The sequence below is a fragment of the Nocardioides zeae genome (genome assembly GCF_010686755.1).
GTDB lineage: Bacteria > Actinomycetota > Actinomycetes > Propionibacteriales > Nocardioidaceae > Nocardioides > Nocardioides zeae.
On the sequence record NZ_JAAGXA010000002.1, the window covers coordinates 111,186 to 130,994 of the forward strand.

General features: G+C 74.6%; 21 protein-coding genes. 12 read left to right on the forward strand and 9 right to left on the reverse strand.

Features of this window, described 5'->3' with window-relative positions:
- Nucleotides 1–15: 15 nt before the first annotated feature.
- Both G3T38_RS03860 and glmS read right to left on the reverse strand, forming a co-directional pair.
- Entirely contained in the window at nt 16–372 is a 357-nt protein-coding gene (locus G3T38_RS03860; protein ID WP_163770773.1) for a holo-ACP synthase, read from the reverse strand.
- Between the two features lie 4 nt (nt 373–376).
- Nucleotides 377–2,221, reverse strand: coding sequence for a glutamine--fructose-6-phosphate transaminase (isomerizing) (gene glmS / locus G3T38_RS03865; RefSeq protein WP_163770774.1), 1,845 nt, complete (start codon nt 2,219–2,221; stop codon nt 377–379).
- Between the two features lie 119 nt (nt 2,222–2,340).
- Between glmS and coaA the strand changes: the two genes are divergently transcribed.
- Nucleotides 2,341–3,324, forward strand: a complete 984-nt coding sequence (gene coaA / locus G3T38_RS03870) for a type I pantothenate kinase (protein WP_241728492.1) — start codon at nt 2,341–2,343, stop codon at nt 3,322–3,324.
- 30 nt (nt 3,325–3,354) lie between these two features.
- Here coaA and G3T38_RS03875 read toward each other — a convergent pair whose 3' ends face one another.
- The 6 genes from G3T38_RS03875 to bioB all read right to left on the reverse strand — a co-directional run bounded on the left by G3T38_RS03875 (nt 3,355) and on the right by bioB (nt 7,345).
- Complete coding sequence (locus G3T38_RS03875; RefSeq protein ID WP_163770776.1) at nt 3,355–3,537, reverse strand: DUF5302 family protein; 183 nt, start codon at nt 3,535–3,537, stop codon at nt 3,355–3,357.
- Between the two features lie 262 nt (nt 3,538–3,799).
- Complete coding sequence (locus tag G3T38_RS03880; protein ID WP_163770777.1) at nt 3,800–4,225, reverse strand: DUF6924 domain-containing protein; 426 nt, start codon at nt 4,223–4,225, stop codon at nt 3,800–3,802.
- Nucleotides 4,222–5,328, reverse strand: coding sequence for a hypothetical protein (locus G3T38_RS03885; RefSeq protein ID WP_163770778.1), 1,107 nt, complete (start codon nt 5,326–5,328; stop codon nt 4,222–4,224). Before G3T38_RS03885 ends, G3T38_RS03880 begins: the two co-directional genes overlap by 4 nt.
- On the reverse strand, nt 5,325–5,840 hold the full coding sequence (locus tag G3T38_RS03890; protein WP_163770779.1) for a SigE family RNA polymerase sigma factor: 516 nt from the start codon (nt 5,838–5,840) through the stop codon (nt 5,325–5,327). Before G3T38_RS03890 ends, G3T38_RS03885 begins: the two co-directional genes overlap by 4 nt.
- Before the next feature lie 282 nt (nt 5,841–6,122).
- Nucleotides 6,123–6,308, reverse strand: coding sequence for a biotin synthase auxiliary protein BsaP (gene bsaP / locus G3T38_RS03895; RefSeq protein ID WP_163770780.1), 186 nt, complete (start codon nt 6,306–6,308; stop codon nt 6,123–6,125).
- The gene (gene bioB / locus G3T38_RS03900; protein ID WP_163770781.1) at nt 6,305–7,345 is read right to left on the reverse strand and encodes a biotin synthase BioB; all 1,041 of its coding nucleotides are present in this window, start codon (nt 7,343–7,345) and stop codon (nt 6,305–6,307) included. Before bioB ends, bsaP begins: the two co-directional genes overlap by 4 nt.
- A gap of 103 nt (nt 7,346–7,448) precedes the next feature.
- Between bioB and G3T38_RS03905 the strand changes: the two genes are divergently transcribed.
- From G3T38_RS03905 to bioD, 3 genes are read left to right on the forward strand one after another with little or no spacing between them, the layout of a single operon-like run.
- On the forward strand, nt 7,449–8,774 hold the full coding sequence (locus G3T38_RS03905; protein ID WP_163770782.1) for an adenosylmethionine--8-amino-7-oxononanoate transaminase: 1,326 nt from the start codon (nt 7,449–7,451) through the stop codon (nt 8,772–8,774).
- Entirely contained in the window at nt 8,771–9,910 is a 1,140-nt protein-coding gene (locus G3T38_RS03910) for an 8-amino-7-oxononanoate synthase (RefSeq protein WP_163770783.1), read from the forward strand. Before G3T38_RS03905 ends, G3T38_RS03910 begins: the two co-directional genes overlap by 4 nt.
- A complete protein-coding gene (gene bioD, locus G3T38_RS03915) occupies nt 9,907–10,665 on the forward strand; it encodes a dethiobiotin synthase (RefSeq protein WP_163770784.1) in 759 nt (252 codons plus the stop codon). The genes G3T38_RS03910 and bioD overlap by 4 nt, the downstream gene beginning before the upstream one ends.
- Here bioD and G3T38_RS03920 read toward each other — a convergent pair.
- Nucleotides 10,620–12,023 (reverse strand): amidase, encoded by a 1,404-nt coding sequence (locus tag G3T38_RS03920; RefSeq protein ID WP_163770785.1) that lies wholly within the window; start codon nt 12,021–12,023, stop codon nt 10,620–10,622. The genes bioD and G3T38_RS03920 overlap by 46 nt on opposite strands.
- 247 nt (nt 12,024–12,270) lie before the next feature.
- On the opposite strand from G3T38_RS03920, the gene G3T38_RS03925 reads away from it, so the two are divergent.
- The 8 genes from G3T38_RS03925 to G3T38_RS03960 are packed head-to-tail and all read left to right on the forward strand — an operon-like array spanning nt 12,271 to nt 19,754.
- A complete protein-coding gene (locus tag G3T38_RS03925) occupies nt 12,271–13,074 on the forward strand; it encodes a tryptophan synthase subunit alpha (RefSeq protein WP_163770786.1) in 804 nt (267 codons plus the stop codon).
- Nucleotides 13,067–13,897, forward strand: a complete 831-nt coding sequence (locus tag G3T38_RS03930; RefSeq protein WP_163770787.1) for a UTRA domain-containing protein — start codon at nt 13,067–13,069, stop codon at nt 13,895–13,897. The genes G3T38_RS03925 and G3T38_RS03930 overlap by 8 nt, the downstream gene beginning before the upstream one ends.
- Before the next feature lie 55 nt (nt 13,898–13,952).
- On the forward strand, nt 13,953–14,978 hold the full coding sequence (locus tag G3T38_RS03935; protein WP_163770788.1) for an ABC transporter substrate-binding protein: 1,026 nt from the start codon (nt 13,953–13,955) through the stop codon (nt 14,976–14,978).
- Between the two features lies 1 nt (nt 14,979).
- A complete protein-coding gene (locus G3T38_RS22470; RefSeq protein ID WP_163770789.1) occupies nt 14,980–15,876 on the forward strand; it encodes an ABC transporter permease subunit in 897 nt (298 codons plus the stop codon).
- A 3-nt stretch (nt 15,877–15,879) separates the two neighbouring features.
- A complete protein-coding gene (locus G3T38_RS03945) occupies nt 15,880–16,698 on the forward strand; it encodes an ABC transporter ATP-binding protein (RefSeq protein ID WP_206675776.1) in 819 nt (272 codons plus the stop codon).
- On the forward strand, nt 16,695–17,459 hold the full coding sequence (locus tag G3T38_RS03950; protein ID WP_163770790.1) for a tryptophan synthase subunit alpha: 765 nt from the start codon (nt 16,695–16,697) through the stop codon (nt 17,457–17,459). The genes G3T38_RS03945 and G3T38_RS03950 overlap by 4 nt, the downstream gene beginning before the upstream one ends.
- Nucleotides 17,452–18,975: an FGGY-family carbohydrate kinase gene (locus G3T38_RS22475; RefSeq protein WP_163770791.1), complete on the forward strand. Its 1,524-nt coding sequence runs from the start codon at nt 17,452–17,454 to the stop codon at nt 18,973–18,975. Before G3T38_RS03950 ends, G3T38_RS22475 begins: the two co-directional genes overlap by 8 nt.
- Complete coding sequence (locus tag G3T38_RS03960; RefSeq protein WP_163770792.1) at nt 18,972–19,754, forward strand: glucose 1-dehydrogenase; 783 nt, start codon at nt 18,972–18,974, stop codon at nt 19,752–19,754. The genes G3T38_RS22475 and G3T38_RS03960 overlap by 4 nt, the downstream gene beginning before the upstream one ends.
- Nucleotides 19,755–19,809: the final 55 nt, after the last annotated feature.

A 19,809-nucleotide genomic window follows, 5' to 3' on the forward strand; every position in this document is an offset into this window, starting at 1 on the left:
TAGCCGCGGGGCCCGTCAGCCCTCGAGCACCACGAACGCCGTGGCGATCCCCGCGTCGTGGGTGAGCGAGAGGTGGCTGCTGCGCACGCCCAGGGCGTCGGCGCGGGCGAGCACGGTGCCGGTGAGCCGCAGGTACGGCGCCGCCCCGGCCTCGCGGAGCACCGCGGCGTCGTGCCACTCCAGGTCGCCGGGGGCACCGAGCGCCTTCGCGAGGGCCTCCTTGGCCGCGAAGCGGGCGGCGAGGGACTCCAGCGAGCGCCCGTCGGTCTCGACGGTCGTGAAGAGGCGCGACCTCAGCGCGGGCGTGCGCTCGAGCGACGCGGCGAAGCGCCCCACGTCGCAGACGTCGACCCCGACGCCGACGATCGGCACCGGGTCACTCCACCGTGACGGACTTGGCGAGGTTGCGCGGCTGGTCCACGTCGTGGCCCTTCGCGGTCGCGAGCTCGCACGCGAAGAGCTGCAGCGGCACCGTCGCGACGAGCGGCTGGAGCAGCGTCGGCACCTTGGGGAGCCGGAAGAGCACGTCGGCGTAGGGCTCGATCGCCGTGTCGCCGACCTCGGCGAGGCACAGGGTGCGGGCGCCCCGGGCGCGCACCTCCTGGATGCCGGACACCATCTTGTCGTGCAGCTGGTCGCGGCCGCGGGACGGCACGACGCACAGCACGGGCAGGCCCTCGTCGACGAGCGCGATCGGGCCGTGCTTGAGCTCGCCGGCGGCGAAGCCCTCGGCGTGGAGGTAGGCCAGCTCCTTGAGCTTGAGCGCGCCCTCGAGGGCCACGGGGTAGCCCGCGTGGCGCCCGAGGAACAGCACGGACGTGGCGTCGACGTACTCCCGGGCCAGCGCGTAGACCTCGTCGGCCCGGTCGAGCACGTCCTGGATGTGGGCCGGCATCGCCTCGAGCTGGCGGACGATCTGGTGGATCTCGTCGCCGTACCGCGTGCCCTTGACCTGCGCCAGGTAGAGGGCGAGCAGGTAGCAGGCCACGAGCTGCGTGAGGAAGCCCTTGGTGGAGGCGACGCCGATCTCGGGGCCGGCGTGGGTGTAGATCACCGCGTCGGACTCGCGCGGGATGGTCGAGCCGTTGGTGTTGCAGATCGCCAGCACCTTCGACTTCTGCACGCGGGCGTGGCGGATCGCCTGGAGCGTGTCGGCGGTCTCGCCCGACTGGCTGATCGCGACGACGAGCGTCGAGTAGTTGAGGATCGGGTCGCGGTAGCGGAACTCGCTCGCCAGCTCGACCTCGACGGGGATGCGGCACCAGTGCTCGATGGCGTACTTCGCCACCATGCCCGCGTAGAACGACGTGCCGCACGCGATGATGATGATCTTGTCGATGTCGCGCAGCTCGTCGTCGGACAGGCGCACCTCGTCGAGCTGCAGCAGGCCGTCGGCGCCCATGCGGCCCAGGAGCGAGTCGGCGACCGCGCGGGGCTGCTCGAAGATCTCCTTGCGCATGAACCAGTCGTGGCCGTCCTTCTCGGCGGCCGAGAGGTCCCAGTCGACGTGGTACTGCTTCCCCTCCGCCGGGCTGCCGTCGAAGCCGGTCACCTCGACGCCCTCGCGGGTGATGGTGACGACCTGGTCCTGGCCGAGCTCCAGCGCCTCGCGGGTGTGCTCGATGAAGGCGGCGACGTCGGAGCCGAGGAAGTTCTCGCCCTCGCCGAGGCCCACCACGAGCGGCGAGTTGCGGCGGGCGGCGACGACGCGGTCGGGGTCCTGCGCGTCGACCGCGACGAGGGTGAACGCGCCCTCGAGCCGCGAGCAGACGCGCTGCATGGCCGTCGTCAGGTCCTCGCCCGACTCCAGTTGCAGCTCCAGCAGGTGGGCGGCGATCTCGGTGTCCGTCTCCGAGACGACGGTGATGCCCTCGTCCTCGATGCGGTCCCGCAGCGCCGCGAAGTTCTCGATGATCCCGTTGTGCACGACCGCGAGCCGCCCGTGGCTGCCGAGGTGGGGGTGCGCGTTGACGTCGGTCGGCGCGCCGTGGGTCGCCCACCGGGTGTGGCCGATGCCGATGGTCGAGGCGGGCAGGGCCCGCTCGTCGATCGCCTTCTCGAGGTTGGCGAGCTTGCCGGCCCGCTTGTCGACGGCCAGCGTGCCGTCGGCCACCAGCGCGATGCCCGCCGAGTCGTAGCCGCGGTACTCCATCCGCCGCAGCCCCTCGATCACCACGTCCTGCGCCGAGCGAGCTCCGACGTAACCCACGATTCCGCACATAGCCGCCGAGTCTACGGCCGTGGGGCGGTGGTCCTCGGATCCTCCGCGCGGCGTCGCGCACGTCTGTGACGTGCGTCCCTCCGCAGTCCTGGTGCTGGCATGCTGCAACAATGCCGAGCATGTCTGCCGCGGGCGACCTCGCCACCGCTCTGGACCAGGGCCGCGACCCCACGTCGCCCTACGTCGAGCTCGACCGGTCCGCCTGGGCGGCCCTGGCGAGCGCGACGGAGTCGCCGCTGACGCTCGAGGAGGTGCGCCGCCTCCGCGGCCTCGGCACCCACCTCGACCTCGACGAGGTGCGGCAGATCTACCTGCCCCTCTCGCGGTTGCTCAGCCTGTACGTCGAGTCCGCCGGCCAGCTGCACCGCCGCACCGAGCAGTTCCTCGGGCGGCCGCAGCCGCGCCGTACGCCCTTCGTCATCGGCGTCGCGGGCTCGGTCGCCGTCGGCAAGTCCACGACGGCCCGCGTGCTCCAGGAGCTGCTCGCCCGCTGGCCGGAGCACCCGAACGTCGCGCTGGTGACGACCGACGGGTTCCTCTACCCCAACGCGGAGCTGGAGCGGCGCGGACTGCTCACCCGGAAGGGCTTCCCCGAGTCCTACGACCGCCGCAAGCTGCTCAAGTTCGTCGTCGACATCAAGTCGGGCCGCGACGAGGTCGAGGCGCCCATCTACTCGCACCTGTCCTACGACGTGCGCCGCGACGAGAAGGTCGTGGTGCGCCACCCCGACATCGTCATCGTCGAGGGCCTCAACGTGCTCCAGCCGGCGATCGTGCGCGACGACGGCCGCACGAGCCTCGCGGTCAGCGACTTCTTCGACTTCTCCGTGTACGTCGACGCGGCGACGTCCGACATCCAGCGGTGGTACGTCGAGCGGTTCCTCCGCCTGCGGGAGACCGCGTTCCTCGACCCGGCGTCCTACTTCCGCAAGTACGCGACGCTGTCCGTCGAGGACGCCGTCGCCGAGGCGACCCGGATCTGGGGGTCGATCAACGGGCCCAACCTGATGCAGAACGTGCTGCCGACCCGGTCGCGCGCCACGCTCGTCCTGCGCAAGGACCGCGACCACTCGGTGCGGTACGTGCGGCTGCGGAAGCTCTGAGAGCCCCCACAGCCGCATGGACCACGGCGGTCAGCTGCCGCCGCCACCCGCCTTGCGTCGGTGCATCTGCGGAGCAGCGCCGCCCGTGACCTCCGGGCCGTGCGCCTTGCCCTCGCCGGCCACCGAGTCGTCGGGGTGGTCGTGGGCCTGCTTGCGCTTGAGCGCCTCCCGCATCTTGGCCTTGACGGCGTCCGGAGCCGAGTTGTCGGTCATGGGGTCCTCCCGAGGTCGAGGTGCTGGGTGTGACCCGCCCCACCCTGCCACCTGGGCGGGTGGGGAGCGAGCGAGTTCCGCTGCGGGGGCGCGGCGGGCGGCGCGTGCGGCGGGCGGCGGCGCCGGCGCCGGCGCCGGAAGGCGGCGGGGCGACGGGCGGAGCCGGCGGACGAAATGTGCGGCTGGGACGCCCCGGACCGAGGCGGACCGGCCCCAGCTGCAAAGTTCGAGGAGCAATGCGGCGATGACGTCTCGACCGGCACTACGCCCAGTAGCGGTCGCGGTGCACCCCGTCCGGCCCCAGCTTCTCGTGGAAGTACTGCCAGGCAAGGTTCCCGGAGTTGAGGTTGGCGTCCACGGCGAACAGGGAGTCGGCAGCGCACCGGAAGCTCGCCTCACGCCGCATGCCGTCGACGACGAGGACCGGGAGGTCGGGCGCGGACAGGGTCCGCTCGTCGGCCACGAAGACGCACCGCGACCACGGTCCGGACCGGCGAACGGCGTCGATCAGCTCGTCGACGCTCATCCCCGGCGCCTCGACGGGCAGCACGTTCGCGACGAATCCGTGCTCCGTCTCCGTCTCGACGACGTGAACGAGCTCGTCCCATCGCTCGTCACTCGGCGCGACGCGGACCAGGAGGGAGTAGGGGACAGCGGGGATGGTGGTCTCGGCAGACACGTCAGTCATCGCGGGGCGACCTGCGTCGACGTCAGCTGGAGCAGGCGCTCGAGCACGTCGGGCGACGGCGTCCACGAGTAGACCCCGCCCCGGCCGTCCGACCACTGGAAGGTGGCGCACGACCCTCCGATCCACACCGGCTCTCCCCACCGGCTCACACCGGCGATGGCCGCCTCGCGCCAGGGAGGGCACTCATCGCCGAACGGCGCGTCGACGTCCTCATGGTCGGAGAGCCTGGCCGCGATGTCGGCGTCGACGACTGCGACGTCGTCGGCACTCAGTGGGGTCCCGTGCCACGAGCGGTCAGCGTCCTGCCAGCACAGTCGGGGCTCGACGAGCAGGTCGCCGAGGGGCGGGGTCGCGGGCATCACGGCCGTCGGCCCGAAGGGATCGTCCGGGTCGCGCTCGCACGCCGGTGGGGACGCGACCAGGTCAGCGGGCGGCGTGCCGACGGCGCGCTGCTCGGCCAGCGCGGCGATGAACGCGCCGTACACCTCCGGCCCGGCGCCGACGTAGATCGTGTCCCCCACGACCACGTCGCGGCAGAAGCCGTTGTCGCCCTCGATCGTCCGCACCGAGCCGTCCGCGTACTGCACCGCCATCGACCAGAGCCGGCTCCCGTCGTTGAGGCACATACGGGGGGTCGTGCCGACCGGCACCGTCTCGCCGTCCACCAGGGCGAGGACGGCCTCGACGTCCGACACGAGAGCGTCCGGCGGGAGCGCGACGGGAGTCGCATCGGGCTCGGTACCCGGACCCGCGGCGAGGCTGCACATCCGCAGCGCGACGGCACCGGCAGGCAGCGCACCGTCGGTGGCGTCTCCCACGGCGCGCGGGGCGTCGCAGCTGAAGTCGCCCGGCACCGCATCGCCCGTGATCGTCTCCCCCGCCACGTTCGAGGACCGGTCGAGGCGATCGGTGACGACCACGCCGGCCGGTACCACCAGGGCGACAGCGGCGACAGCGGCCGCAGCCGCCCACGCATTCCGCCTCCGCCTCCGTCGCGCGCCCCTCGTGCGCACGCCGGTCACGCGCTCCCCGAACCCGGCAGGCGGCGCGTCCCGTTCCGCGAGGTCGGCCAGACCCTGCCGCAGCCACGTCTCGTCAGTCATCGGACCTCCTCGCTCAGGTGGGTCGAGCGGCGCAGTGCGGCGAGCGCACGCGCTGTCTGGCTCTTGACGGTGCCGCTGCTGACGCCCAGCACCCGGGCGGTCTCGTCCACGCTGAGGTCCTCGAACCACCGCAGCACCACCACGGCTCGCTGCCCGGCCGACAGGTCCTGCAGGGCGACCGCGAGGTCGCGCCGCTGCTCGACACCGTCGGGGCCATCCGCCGACGCCGGCCGATCCTTCGACCAGGCGACCTCGTCGCCGGCAACGGCGTGCCCCGCTCGTCGACGCCAGCGGCGCGTGTGGGTGGTGAAGAGGACACGGCGCACGTAGGACTCGAAGTCGCCGCCCGCGGTGACCCGACGCCAGTGCGGCCAGCACCGAGCCAGCGCGTCCTGGACGAGCTCTTCCGCGACGTGGCGGTCGCCCGTCAGCAGGAACGCGCTGCGCCACAGCGCGTCGCCCCGCGCCGCGACGAACTCGTCGAACGCCTCAGCGCTCCGGTCCCTCCGCATTCCGCCCCCTTGCCGTCACACGTGCTGACGAGCACGCGTCGACGAGAAGAGAGTCCCGTGGCCACCGATGGGTTGTCATCCGAACCCATCCGATTCCGAGGCCGAGCCCGGCGGGCGCAGAAGTGTGCACGTGGGACGCCCCAGACCGACCCCAACCGACCCCAACCGCACATTTCGCGAGCTTGCGCGGGCCGGGCGGCGGGCCGGGCGTGCCGGGCGTGCGGGGCGGGCGGGCGGGGCGGGCCGGCCGGCCGGGCAGCACCGGGCACCACGCACCGGGCCTCACCCCACCCCGACGACCCCGTGCTCGACGCAGGCCGCGGACCAGCCCCGCGGGGTCACCTGCACCTTCATGCGTCGACGGCAGGCGCTGCAGAAGCGCGGCGGCTCGAGGGCGAGGCTCTGCGCGCACCGGCCGTGGTCGCGGCCGGCCACCGCCTCCCCGCAGTGCCCGCAGAACGTGCTCACAGCGTCTTCGCCAGCTCCCGGATCGGCATCCGCAGCTCTGCCAGCAGCTCCAGGTCGGCGTCGGGCTCGCGCCCGAGCGTCGTCAGGTAGTTGCCGACGATCACCGCGTTGATGCCGCCGAGCAGGCCGTCGCGGGTGCCGAGGTCGCCGAGGGTGAGCTCGCGGCCCCCGGCGTACCGCAGGATCGTCCGCGGCATCGCCAGCCGGAAGGCGGCGATGGTGCGCAGCGCGTCCTGCGAGCCCATGAGCGGGAGGTCACCGAAGGGGGTGCCCGGGCGCGGGTTGAGGAAGTTGAGCGGCACCTCGTGGGGGTCGAGCTCGGCCAGCTCGGCGGCGAGCTCGGCGCGCTGCTCGAGCGACTCCCCCATGCCGACGAGCCCACCGCAGCAGAGCTCCATGCCGGCCTCGCGCACCATCGTGCAGGTCTCCCAGCGCTCCTCCCAGGAGTGCGTGGTGACGACCTTGTCGAAGTAGGACCGCGCGGCCTCGAGGTTGTGGTTGTAGCGGTGCACGCCCATGGCGGCGAGCTCGTCGACCTGCGCCTGGGTCAGCATCCCGAGCGAGCAGGCGACGTTGATGTCGACCTCCGCCCGGATGGCCGCGACCCCCTCGCGCACCTGCGCCATCAGCCGCTCGTCGGGCCCGCGCACGGCGGCGACGATGCAGAACTCGGTCGCGCCCGTCGCCGCGGTCTCCTTGGCGGCCGCCACGAGCTGGCGCACGTCGAGCCAGACCGCGCGCACGGGCGAGGTGAACTGGCCGGACTGGCTGCAGAAGTGGCAGTCCTCGGGGCAGCCGCCGGTCTTGAGGCTGACGATCCCCTCCACCTCGACCTCGGGACCGCAGTGCGCCATCCGCACGGCGTGGGCGAGGTCGAGCAGCTCGGGCACCCGGTCGTCGGGCACGCGCAGCACCTCGACGAGGTCGGCGAGGCCGAGCCCCTCCCCGCCGTCGAGCACGGTGCGCCGCGCACGGTCGAGGAGGGCGGTCGTGGGATCGGCGGTCGTCGCGGCGGGGGACGTCTGGAGGTCGGTCACGGCGCTGGAGCGTAGCCCGGATCCGCCTCGACCTGAACACCGTTAAGGAAAATTCCTGAACGGTGTTCATGTCTGACCGCCGAGCCGCTAGGGTCCCGTCCCGATGTCGACCACCACCGCCCCCCACCGCTCGGTCGCGGACCTCCTCGCCGCCGACCGCGCCCACGTCTGGCACCCCTACGCCTCGGCGACCCGGCCGGGTCCGGTGCGCCTCGTCGAGCGGGCGTACGGCGCGCGACTCGTGCTCGCCGACGACCCGGCCCGCCCGGACGAGCCGCGCGAGCTCGTCGACGGGATGGCCTCGTGGTGGGCGGCGATCCACGGCTACGCCCACCCGGCCCTCGACGCCGCGGTGGCCGAGCAGCTCGGGGCCATGGCCCACGTCATGTTCGGCGGGCTCACCCACGCCCCGGCCGTCCGCCTGGCCGAGCGCCTGATGGACCTCGCCCCCGCCGGGCTCGAGCACGTCTTCCTCGCGGACTCGGGCTCCGTCGCGGTCGAGGTGGCGCTCAAGCTGGCGGTGCAGCACCAGCGGGGGGCGGGTCGCCCGCGCCGTACGCGCATGCTCGCCCTCCGCGGCGGCTACCACGGCGACACCTCCGGGGCGATGAGCGTCTGCGACCCCGTCGGCGGCATGCACGCGCTCTTCCCGGGCCGGCTCGCCCCGCAGGTCTTCGCCCCGCGGCCCCCGGCCCGGGGCGCCGACCCGGCCGCGGTGACCGCGTGGATCGACGAGGTGCGCGCGCTGGCCCGCGACCACTCCGACGAGCTGGCGGCGATCGTCGCGGAGCCGTTGCTGCAGGGCGCCGGCGGCATGCACGCCTATCCGGCGGCGTGCCTCGTCGCGCTGCGCGACATCGCCGACGAGCACGGGCTGCTGCTGGTGCTCGACGAGATCGCGACCGGGTTCGGCCGCACCGGCACCCTCTTCGCCTGCGACGCCGCGGGCGTACGGCCCGACGTGCTGTGCGTCGGCAAGGCGCTGACGGGCGGCTACCTCTCGGCCGCGGCCGTGCTCTGCACCCGCGAGGTCGCCCGCACGGTGAGCGACGGCGAGGGCGGAGGACTGCTCCACGGCCCGACCTTCATGGGCAACCCGCTCTCGTCGGCCGTGGCGCTGGCGAGCCTCGACCTGCTCGCCGACGGCACGTGGGCGGCCGACGTCGCCCGCATCGAGCACGGCCTGGCGACGGGTCTCGCCCCGCTGCGCGACCTGCCCGGCGTGCGGGACGTCCGCACCTGCGGCGCCGTCGGGGTCGTGCAGCTCGACCGACCCGTCGACGTGCCCCGGGCGACCGACGCCGCCGTCGCCGCGGGGGCCTGGCTGCGACCGTTCCGCGACCTCGTCTACGCGATGCCGCCGTACGTCGCGTCCGACGCCGAGGTGGCGACCGTCGTCGCCGGCATCACCGCGGCGGTGACGGCATGATCTGGGCCGCTTGGTGGGCCGCACAGGCCCGCGAGCGGGAGGAGGCCGGGCTGGTGCGCACCCTGCGTCCCCGCCCGGCGGACGACCCGACGACGGACCTGGCGGGCAACGACTACCTCGGGCTGTCCCGCGACCCGCGCGTCGTCGAGGCGGCTGCCGCAGCGGCCCGCACCTGGGGCGTCGGCGCGGGCGCCTCGCGGCTCGTGACCGGCACCCTCGCGGTGCACGCGGAGCTCGAGGCCGAGCTCGCCGCGTGGACCGGCCAGCCCGCCGCGCTCGTGTGCTCCACGGGCTACCACGCCAACCTCGCCCTGGTCACCGCCCTCGCGGACCCGAGCACGTTCGTCGTCTCCGACGCCCACGTGCACGCCTCCCTCATCGACGCCGTCCGGCTCGCGCGCGCCCGGGTGGCGGTCGTGCCCCACGGCGACGTCGACGCGGTACGCCGCGCGCTCGCCACCCACGCCGACCAGGCCCCCGGTGGGCGGGCGCTCGTGCTCGTCGAGTCCGTCTACTCCGTGCTCGGCGACGCCGCCCCGCTCGTGGCCCTCGCGGACGTGGCCGCGGCGTACGGCGCCCTCCTCGTCGTCGACGAGGCCCACGGCCTCGGCGTGCACGGGCCCGGGCTCGTGGCCGCCGCCGGGCTCGGCGGGCAGCCGCACGTCGTGCTCACCGCGACGCTGTCGAAGGCGCTCGGCGCCCAGGGCGGCGCCGTGCTCGGGCCGGTCGCGCTCGTCGAGCACCTCGTCAACCGCGCACGGCCGTTCATCTTCGACACCGGTCTCGCCCCGACGTCGACCGCGGGCGCCCTCGCCGCCCTGCGGGTCGCGCGCGACGAGCCGTGGCACGCCGACCGGGTGCGCGCCCGGATGGCGGCGCTGGCCGCGGCCCTCGGCGTACCCCCGGCAGCGGGAGCCGTGCTGTCCGTGCCGATGCCCTCACCGCACGCGGCGCTGGCGGCCCAGGCCGACCTGCGCGAGCGGGGCGTGCGCGTCGGGTGCTTCCGACCGCCGTCCGTGCCCGACGGCGTGGCCCGGTTGCGCGTGACCGCGTCGGCGGGGGTGGCGGACGCCGCCTGGGACCAGGCCCTCGCGGAGCTGGCGCGGGTCGTCGGCGCCGCCCGGGAGGCCGCATGAGCACCGGGCGCGTCGTGGTCGTGACCGGCACGAGCACGGGCGTCGGCAAGACGGTCGTCACGGCGGCGCTCGCCGTCGCCGCCGCGGCGCACGGCTCGGTCACGGTCGTGAAGCCGGTGCAGACGGGCATCGGCACGGTCGCGGCGCCCGGCGAGGAGGCCGACGCCGACGTCGTGCACCGCCTCACCGGGTGCGCCGTGCAGGAGCACACCGCCCTGGCCGACCCCCTGGCCCCCGACACCGCCGCTCGCCTGCGCGGCGTGCGGATCCCGCGGGTCGCCGAGCACGCGGACCGGGTGCGCGTGCTCGCGGCGTTCGAGGACACCGTCGTCGTGGAGGGCGCCGGCGGCCTGCTCGTGCGGCTCGACACCGAGGGCGGCACGCTGCTCGACCTCGCCGCCGAGCTCGCCGACCCGCACTCCCCCGGCTCCCCCGGCCCCGCCCGGCTGGCCGTCGACGTGGTCGTCGTGGTCGCCGCCGGTCTCGGCACCCTCAACCACACGGAGCTCACCGTCGGGGCGCTCCGCGCCCGCGGCATCGAGCCGGCCGGCCTGGTGATCGGGTCCTGGCCCGCCGAGCCCGACCTCGCCGAGCGCTGCAACCGCGACGACCTGCCGCGGGTCAGCGGCGTACCGCTCCTCGGCTGCGTGCCCGCCGGGGCGGGCGCGCTCGAGCCCGCGGCGTTCCGCGCGGCGGCGCCGGGCTGGCTTCAGCCCTGGACCCGCGCGAAGGGGCGCGCCTCCTCCAGCTCGTAGGCGACCTCGAGCAGCGTCGCCTCCCGACCGCGGCCCGCTCCCAGCATCACGCCGAGCGGCATCCCGTCCGCGCCGGTCGCGAGCGGCAGCGAGATCGCCGGCTCGCCCGTGGCGTTCTGCAGCGGCGTGAAGGCCACCCAGTCCATGAGCCGCTCGATGACCGTCTCGAACGGCAGGGTCGGGTCGAGGTGACCGATCTCCGGCGTCGCCGTCGCCACCGTCGGGGTGAGCACGACGTCGTGGTCGGCGAAGAACGCGGAGCTGAGCCGCTCCGAGCGCGCCAGCCGCGCGATGGCCCCCGGGAGCCGGTGCATCCGTCGTCCGGCATGCCGGGCGAGACCGCGGGTCAGGTTGTCGAGCCGGGAGGGATCCCACGAGCCGCGGTGCGTCGCGCGGCCGGTCGCGACGAGGAAGGTCGACAGGAAGCCCCAGTAGAGCAGGAAGTCGTCGCGGAACGACGGGGGCACGGGCGGCTGCTCGAGCTCGACCACGTGGTGCCCCAGCTCCTCCAGCAGCCGCGCCACCCCGAGCGTCGCCTCGCGCACCTCGGGGCTCGCGGCCGTGTCGATCGACGTGGTCACCACGGCCACGCGCAGCCGCTTGGTGCCGGGCCGGGTGATGTCGCCGACGGGCGCGAGCGCCAGGTTGCGGTAGACGCGCTCCGCCTCGCGGAGGTACGCCGCCGTGTCCCGCACCGACCGGGTCACCACGCCGTCCGCGACGATCCGCACGGGCATGTCGCGGAACACCTTGTCCTGCGCGAAGCGGTTGCGGGTCGGCTTCAGCCCCACGAGGCCGCAGGCCGCCGCCGGGATGCGGATCGACCCGCCCCCGTCGTTGGCGTGGGCGATCGGGACCACCCCCGCGGCGACGAACGCCGACGACCCGGCCGAGGAGGCCCCCGCCGTGCGCGTCGGGTCCCACGGGTTGCGCACCGGCCCGAGACGCGGGTGCTCCGCCGAGGCGGAGAACCCGAACTCGGAGAGCTGGGACTTGCCGATCGGCACGACTCCGGTCGCGCCGTACATCCGGAAGAAGTCGCCGTCCCTCGGCGCCGGCCGGGCGACGAACGCGTCGCAGCCGTCCTGGGTGGGCAGTCCCTCGACCGCGACGTTGTCCTTGACGAGCGTCGGCACCCCGGAGAAGAAGCCCGACCGGGGGTCGCGCGCCTGACGTCGCGCCCGTGTGTAGGTGTCGAGGGCCAGGCCGTTGAGCGTCGGGGACACCGCCTCGCAGCGGGCGATCGCGGCGTCCACGACCTCGACCGCGGAGACCTTCCCGGCCGCCAGGTGCTCGGCCAGGCCCACCGCGTCGAGGTCGCCGAGGGCGTCGTCGCCGAACGCGTGCACTCTCGTCATGCGGGCACGCTACTGACCGGTCACCCCGCGGGGCCATCCCCGCTCGCCCCCGCTCGCCCCCCCCCGCTCGCCCCCCACTCGCCCCCCACGCCGACGCGCACCGGCTGTCGGCACCGTCGACCCACTGTCCACCGAGCGCGGCGGTCGTCCGCGGAACGCGGGACGTCGCCCGGAAACCGTTGACGCACCGACGGTCTCGTCCCTACCTTCTCTTCTAGTCTTCTAGATGAGTGGGAGTGACCCGACGATGAATCGTCTGACGGCCCGGCTGCGCAGCGCGCGGCGCGACGGACGCCTGTTCGTGCTCGGCTTCCTGCCGGCTGGCTACCCCGGCCGCGCCGGCTTCGCCGCCGGCGTGGCCGCCGCGTTCGACGCCGGCGCCGACGCCTTGGAGATCGCGCTCCCCAACCCGCCCCTGCCCCTCGACGGCCCGCTGATCCAGGCCGCGGGCCAGCAGGGCGCCGCCGCCATCAGCGGGCCCCACGAGGGCCTGCGGCTGGCCGCCCTGCAGCGCCACGAGCCCGACCAGGCGGTCGTGGCCCTGGCCTACCGGCACGCCGCCGAGCGGCTCGGCCGGCAGGGGTTGCTCCAGACCTGCCTCGACGCCGACGTCGATGCGGTCCTCATGCCCGAGCACACCTTCGCGGAGCAGATCGAGGCCGCCACCGCGGCCCGCCGGGTCGGGCTCGAGCAGGTGCTCTTCATCCACCTCGAGAAGGACCTCGCGCTCCTGCGCGACCTGCCCTTCGCGGACCCGGTGGTCTACGTGCAGTCGGCCGACCTCCAGACCGGCGGCACCTTCGACCCCGCCAAGGCGCGCGAGCGGGTGACCGAGCTGCGCGAGGCCCTGGGCGGTCGCGACGCCCACGTGCTGGTCGGGTTCGGGGTGCGCGGTCCCGACGAGGTGGAGCTGCTCGGCGACACCAGCGCCGACGGCGCCGTCATCGGCACCACGCTCGTCGCCGCCGCCGGCGAGGGCGAGGAGGCCGTGCGCGCCCTGGTCGCGGACGTCCGCCGGGCGGCCGAGCGCGGGAGACCCGTCCGTGCCTGAGGACCCGGAGGCCTTCGCACGCGCCGTGCGCCGCGGTCGCCCCGACCGCGGCGGGACGGCCAAGTACCTGGCGATCTGCCGCGACGTCACCGAGGCGATCGAGTCGGGTCGCCTGGCGCCCGGCTCTCCCCTGCCGTCGCAGAAGGAGATGGCCGACCACTTCGGCGTCACCGTCATGACGCTCCGCCAGGCGCTCGGCGTCCTCTCCGACCAGGGCCTGCTGCGCGTCGAGCACGGCCGCGGGACCTTCGTCGCGCGGCGCCCCTACCGACTGCCGATCGACGTGCTGACCAGCTTCCGCGCGTCGGTCGAGGCCCGTGGCAGCACCATGGGCACCCAGATCCTCAGCGCGGAGGTCGTGCCGGCACCCCCCGGCGTCCCCGTGCGGATGGGCCTCGCGACCGACCAGGTCTTCGCGCTCACCCGCCTGCGCACCGTGGACGCAGTCCCCTTCGTCTACACGATGTCGTTGCTGCCGGTCGAGATCGGGACGGCGCTACGCATCGACGAGGTCGGCGGGGCGTCGCTCTACGACGCCCTCGCCGAGCAGCTCGGGCTGCGGGTCGACCGGGCGGTGGAGACGTTCCACGCCACCGCCATGGCGACCGACGCTGCGGCCGCGCTCGGCCGGTCCGCGGGCTCCCCCGCCCTGGTCAGCAGCCGCATCACCTTCACCGCGGAAGGCGTGGCCGTCGTCGACGACCGCGCCATCATGCCCGGCGACGCCGTGGAGATCTCCACGGAGCGTCGGGTGCACGACCTCCCGCTCCAGCTCGTCCCCACGAGCCGGCCCGACGGCGACGGCGCCGTCGGACCCTCCTGAAGCACCACCGCCCGAGCACCACCCGAACCCGCAGCACACCCCCTCAGGAGCCACCATGGCCATCAACCGCAGGACCTCGCTCGCCGCGCTCGCCACCGCCGCCACGCTCGTCGCCGCCGGCTGTGCGTCCAACCAGGACAACACCGGTTCCAACGCCGAGGCGGCCGACGCCGACACCTCCACCATCACCATCGCGATCGACGTGCCGTTCCACCCGATCTTCGACTACCTCATGGCGACCTCGGCTCCCGACTTCGAGGAGATGGGGTACGACGTGGAGTTCGAGGTGCTGGACGCCACCACGCAGGTGCCCTCGTTCGGGCGGGGCGACGTCGACGTCATCACCACGGTGCCCTCGTTCCAGCCGCGGATCGAGGAGCAGTACGGGATCGACACCACGTACTTCTTCCCCATGGCCCGCTGGACCCCCGGCCCCGAGCTGCTCGTCGCGCCGGACTCCTCCGTCGACTCGATCGAGGACCTCGCCGGCAAGAGCGTCGCCATCGCGCCGCTGAGCAGCCGCTTCGGCGCCGAGCAGGCCGCCGTGGCCGCCGCCACCGGGGACACCATCGACACCTACTTCGACCTCACGGAGACCGACGCCGCGGCGCAGGAGCTCACGCTCGGCCGCGTCGACGCGGCGTTCGTCGAGGCGCCTGCCACGGCCCCGCTGCTGGCGGAGGGCTACCGCCCGGTCTTCAGCGTGCAGGAGGCCTTCGAGGAGGCGTTCGGCGACCCCGCCGTCATGAACGGCGGGTTCATCGCGAGCACCGACTTCGTCGAGAAGAACCCCGAGTTCGTCGACGCCCTCGTGCAGCTGACCCAGGAGGCCTGGACCCTCTACCAGGAGGACCCCGACACGGTCATCGCCGAGGCGGCCGACGTCAGCGGCATCGCCCCCGACCAGCTGACCCTCGTCGGCGAGGTGCTCAACCTCTCGGGCACCACCGACGAGCAGAAGAAGGTCACCGAGCAGGACGTGGCCACGTGGACCGAGATCTACCCGCTCCTCGCCGAGTCGGGCTTCATCGAGTCCGCGCCCGCCGACCCGGCCGCGCTCTTCCAGATCACGGGCGAGTGACGTGAGCACCCACATCGAGGCCGGTGGGCGCCTGGCCCACCCCGACGGCGGGGACCCGGGCGGTCCGGCCGGCTCCCCGCGCGACCCGCGGCGACGAGGCGGGCGCGCGGCGCAGAGCGCCCCCTCCGGGGCCCGCAGCCGGGTACGGCGCTGGATCCGCCCGGCGCGGGTCGTGCTCGCCGCGCTGGTGATCCTGCTGGCGTGGAACCTGGCAGCGCCGCACTACCCCGGCTACGTCCTCCCCGCGCCGATCGACGTGTGGACCTCCTTCACCTCGACGTGGAGCCGCGGGGTGTGGATCGAGGAGGTCTGGGCGACGCTGCAGCACCTCCTGCTGGCGTTCGGCATCGTGCTGGTCGCCGGGCTGCCGCTGGGCATCGTGATCGGCCGGTCGACGATCGCCGAGGACCTCAGCCGGGTCGTGCTCGTGTTCCTGCAGACGGTGCCGACGATCGTGCTGATCGCGCTGGCGCTCGTCGTCGCCGGCGCCTCCACCAGCTCGGTGGTCGGGGTGACGGTGGCGGGGTCCATCACCTACTTCCTGCTCAACGTCATCCAGGGCACCCGCGCCATCGACCAGGACCTGGTCGACATGGCGCGGGCCTACCGGGCCTCGGAGGGCGCCATCATGCGTACCGTGGTGCTGCCCGCGGTGGTGCCGTACTTCCTGGCCGGCGCCCGGATCACGCTCGGCGTCGCGTGGCAGATCACCCTGTTCGCGGAGTACCTCATGGGCGCCGAGGGCATCGGCTTCCAGGTGAGCAGCGCGATCAAGCTGCTCGACACGAAGGCCGTCTTCATGTGGGGCCTCAGCGTCGTCGCGATGACCCTGGTGCTCGAGTACGGCGCGTTCCGCCCGGCCGAGCGCCGCCTCACCCGTCACGTCAAGAAGGGCTGACCCATGGCCACGACCTCGGCGCCGATGATCGCCTTCCGCGACGTCGGCAAGACCTACCCGAAGACGACGGCACCGGTGATGACCGGCGTCGACCTCGAGATCCAGCGCGGCGAGCTGGTCGCGCTCATCGGGCCGTCGGGCTGCGGCAAGTCCACGCTGCTCAACCTGCTCGCCGGTCTCACCGACGCGACGACGGGGACGATCGACGTGGCGGGCAGTGCCGGCACCGACGAGCTGCGCAGCGCCTACGTGTTCCAGAACCCGCGGCTCCTGCCGTGGCGCTCGGTGCTGCGCAACGTGGAGTTCGGCCTCGAGCAGGCGGGCGTGCCCGGCGCGGAACGGCGTCGGCGGGCCAACGAGGCCCTCGAGCTGGTCCACCTGCACGAGCACGGGGACAAGTACCCCCACCAGCTGAGCGGCGGCATGCAGCAGCGGGCGGCGTTGGCCCGCGGCCTGGCCCTCGAGCCCGACCTGCTGCTGCTCGACGAGCCGTTCGGCGCGCTCGACGCGCTGACGCGCGGCTACCTGCAGGAGGAGCTGCTCTCCATCGTGCGCCGCTTCGGCACCACGACGCTCCTCGTCACCCACGACATCGACGAGGCGCTGCTCCTCGCCGACCGGATCGTCGTGATGTCGAGCCGCCCCGCGCGGATCAAGCGGGTCGTGACCGTGCCGTTCGGTCGCGAGCGCGCCCTCGACTCGGTGCTCGCGCACCCGCAGTTCGTGCCGTTGCGGCACGAGATCCGGGAGCTGCTCCGCCCCGAGGTGGCCGCCTCCGACCCCACGGTCGAGGCGGGTGCCCCGGAGGTGCTGTCGTCGTGAGGACCCTCGCGAACGGGCTCGGCACCGTGGTCCGGGAACGGGCCGGCCGGCTGCTCGTGTGCTACCTGCCGCACGGCGACCCCGCGACCCCCGACGCGACCCCACGCCTGTACGCCGAGCACGGCGTCGACGTGCTCGAGGTCGGCGTCGCGGGCGGGCACGCCCTCCTCGACGGCCCGGTCGTCAGCGGGTCGATGGCGCGCGCGGCGGCCGCGGGGTGCACCGGTGCCGCCGCGGCCGAGCGCCTCGCCACGGACCTCGACGACGTGGCAGACAGCGCGGCGGTGTGGATGAGCTACCAGGACGCGCCGGGGCCGGCGTACCTGGACGTCGTCGCCGCCTCGCGGGCCGGGGGCGTGCTGCTGCCCGACGCCGACCAGGTCGCGCTGCTCGATGCCGCCGCGGCCGTCGGCCTCGCCGGCGTCCCGTTCCTGTCCCACACGCCCACCCCGGCGGAGGTCGCGGCCGCACGACGGGCCGAGGGGTACGTCATGCTCGCCGCCGCCGACGGCGTGACCGGCCACCGCGACCACGTCGCCCCGGGGAACGCGGCGACGATCGCCCGCCTGCGGGACGAGGGCGTCACGGCGCCCGTGCTGCTGGGCTTCGGCCTCTCGACCGCCGACCACGTGCGGGCGGCCCTCGCCATGGGCGCCGACGGGGTCATCGTCGGCTCGGCGTGCGTGCGCGCCGCCGAGGCCGGGCGGGGCGAGCTGGTCTCCCTGCTGACCTCGCTGCGGGCGGCGGTGGACCGTGCCTGAGCCCACCCCGCCGGGGACGACGGACGGGCCGGGCGTCCCGGCGTACGTCGGCGTCGACGTCGGCAGCACGACCACGAAGGCGATCGCGTTCACGGCGGACGGGTCGCCGCTGGCGTCGGGCTCCGCGGGCTACGAGATCAGTCGGCCGTCCCCCGACCGCGCGGAGCAGGAGGGCCAGGACTGGATCGACGCCGTCGATGCCTGCGTGGCGCAGCTGGCCGCGCAGGTGGACCTGGGCCCGGTCCGGGCGATCGGTGTGACGAGCCAGGTCGACACCCACGTGCCGGTGGACGCGGACCTGCGTCCGCTGCGCCCGGCGCTGCTGTGGCAGGACGTGCGGACTGCCGCCACGGCCGCCGCGCTCAACGAGCGCCTCGGCCCCGAGGGCCGGCTCGCCGGTTGGGGCGACGAGCGGCCCGTCGACGCCTCCAACCCCGTGCCGCGCGGGCTGTGGCTGGCGGAGCACGAGCCCGACGTGTGGGCCGCGACCCGCTGGCTCCTCCTGCCGAAGGACCTGGTCGTCGGGTGGCTGACCGGCACACCCTGCGCCGATCCCCTCGGCTCGTTCAAGGTCGTCGGACCCGACGGGCGGTACGTCGCGGGTGTCGACCACGCCCCGGGCCTCGCCGAGCGCCTCGCCCCGCTGGCCTCGCCCGAGACCCCCGCGGGCCGCACCCTGCGGGGGTGGCACGGGATCCGGGCAGGCACCGTGGTCGCCACGGGCACGATGGACGCGTTCGGCAACGTCCTCGGCTCCGGCCTCCACGAGGTCGGCCACACGATGGCGACCATCGGGACGTCCGTCATCGTCGCCGCCCTCGGCGCCGACGGGACCCCCGCCCCCGGTGTCGTCGCCTTCGCGCCCTTCTGCTCGCGGCACGTGCACGCCGGCCCCACCCAGTCCGGCGGCGAGTCGCTGCGCTGGTGGGCCCGGCTGTCCGGCCACTCGGTCGAGGAGGTCGTCGCGGCGGCCGCCACCGCCGCGCCGGGCTGCGGGGGTGTCGTCTTCGCGCCGCACCTCATGGGCGAGAGGGCGCCCCTGTGGGACGACCACGTCCGTGCCTGGTTCACCGGGCTCAGCTCGTCGACGACGTTCGCCGACCTGTCGCGGGCCGTCCTCGAGGGCGTCGCGTACTCCCTCCGCGAGCTGCTCGAGGCCGTCGAGGTGGCCACGCCCCGGGCTGCAGCGCTGACGCTCTCGGGCGGCGGCTCGCGGAGCGAGCTGTGGTGCCAGATCGCCGCCGACGTCACCGGGCGGGTCGTGCGCCGCTCCCGCGAGGCGGACACCGCCGTCGTCGGCGCGGCGACGCTGGCCGCGTCGGCCGTGACCGGCGACGACCCGTGGCGCGCGGCCGCGAGCCTCGCCCAGGTCGACCGGGTCTTCGAGCCCGACCCGGGCCTCGCCGCGACGTACGACGAGCTCTACGCCCTCTACCGCCAGACCTACGAGGTGCTCGGCCCGGTCCACGACCGGCTCGCCGCGCACCGCTCGACCGCCCCAGGAGGCACCCCGTGACCGTCACCCTCCCGCTCCCCGGCCACCCCGACCTGCGCGACAAGGTCTGCCTCGTCACCGGCGCCAGCCAGGGCATCGGCGAGGCGACGGCGCGCTACCTCGCCGAGTGCGGGGCGACGACCGTCCTCACGGCCCGCAACCTCGCCGCCTGCGAGGAGACGGTCGCCACGATCACCGCCGCGGGCGGCACCGCCGTCGCGCTGCAGCTCGACGTGACCGACGACGCTGCCGTCGCCGCGACCGTCGCGGAGGTGGAGGCCCGGTACGGCGCCCTCCACCTCGCCTTCAACAACGCGGGCACCCAGGGGCCGGCCGCACCGCTCCACGAGCAGAGCGACGCCACGGTGCGCCAGGTGCTCGAGGTGAACCTCCTCGGTGTCATCTCGTGCCTGCGCCACGAGGTGCCGGCCATGCTCCGCGCCGGAGGCGGCGTCATCGTCAACACCGCCTCCGTCGGAGGCGTCGTCGCCGCCCCCGGGATCGGGCCCTACTGCGCCAGCAAGCACGCCGTCGTCGGACTCTCCAAGTCGGCCGCCGCCGACTACGGCCGGCTCGGGGTGCGCATCAACGTGCTCGCCCCCGGCTCGGTGCGCACCCCGATCCTCACCGACTGGCTCGCCGAGCCCGGCGCGCTCGAGCACATGGAGTCGCTGACCCCGCAGGGCCGCATCGCCGAGCCCGCCGAGATCGCCCCGGTCGTGGCGTGGATGCTGTCCGACGCGTCGTCGTTCATGACCGGTTCGGTGGTGACGGCGGACGGCGGGTACACCGCGCTCTGACCCGCGGGTCCCGCAGGCCTGCGGGCCGGGGGCCGGCGGGCCGGCGGGCCGGCTC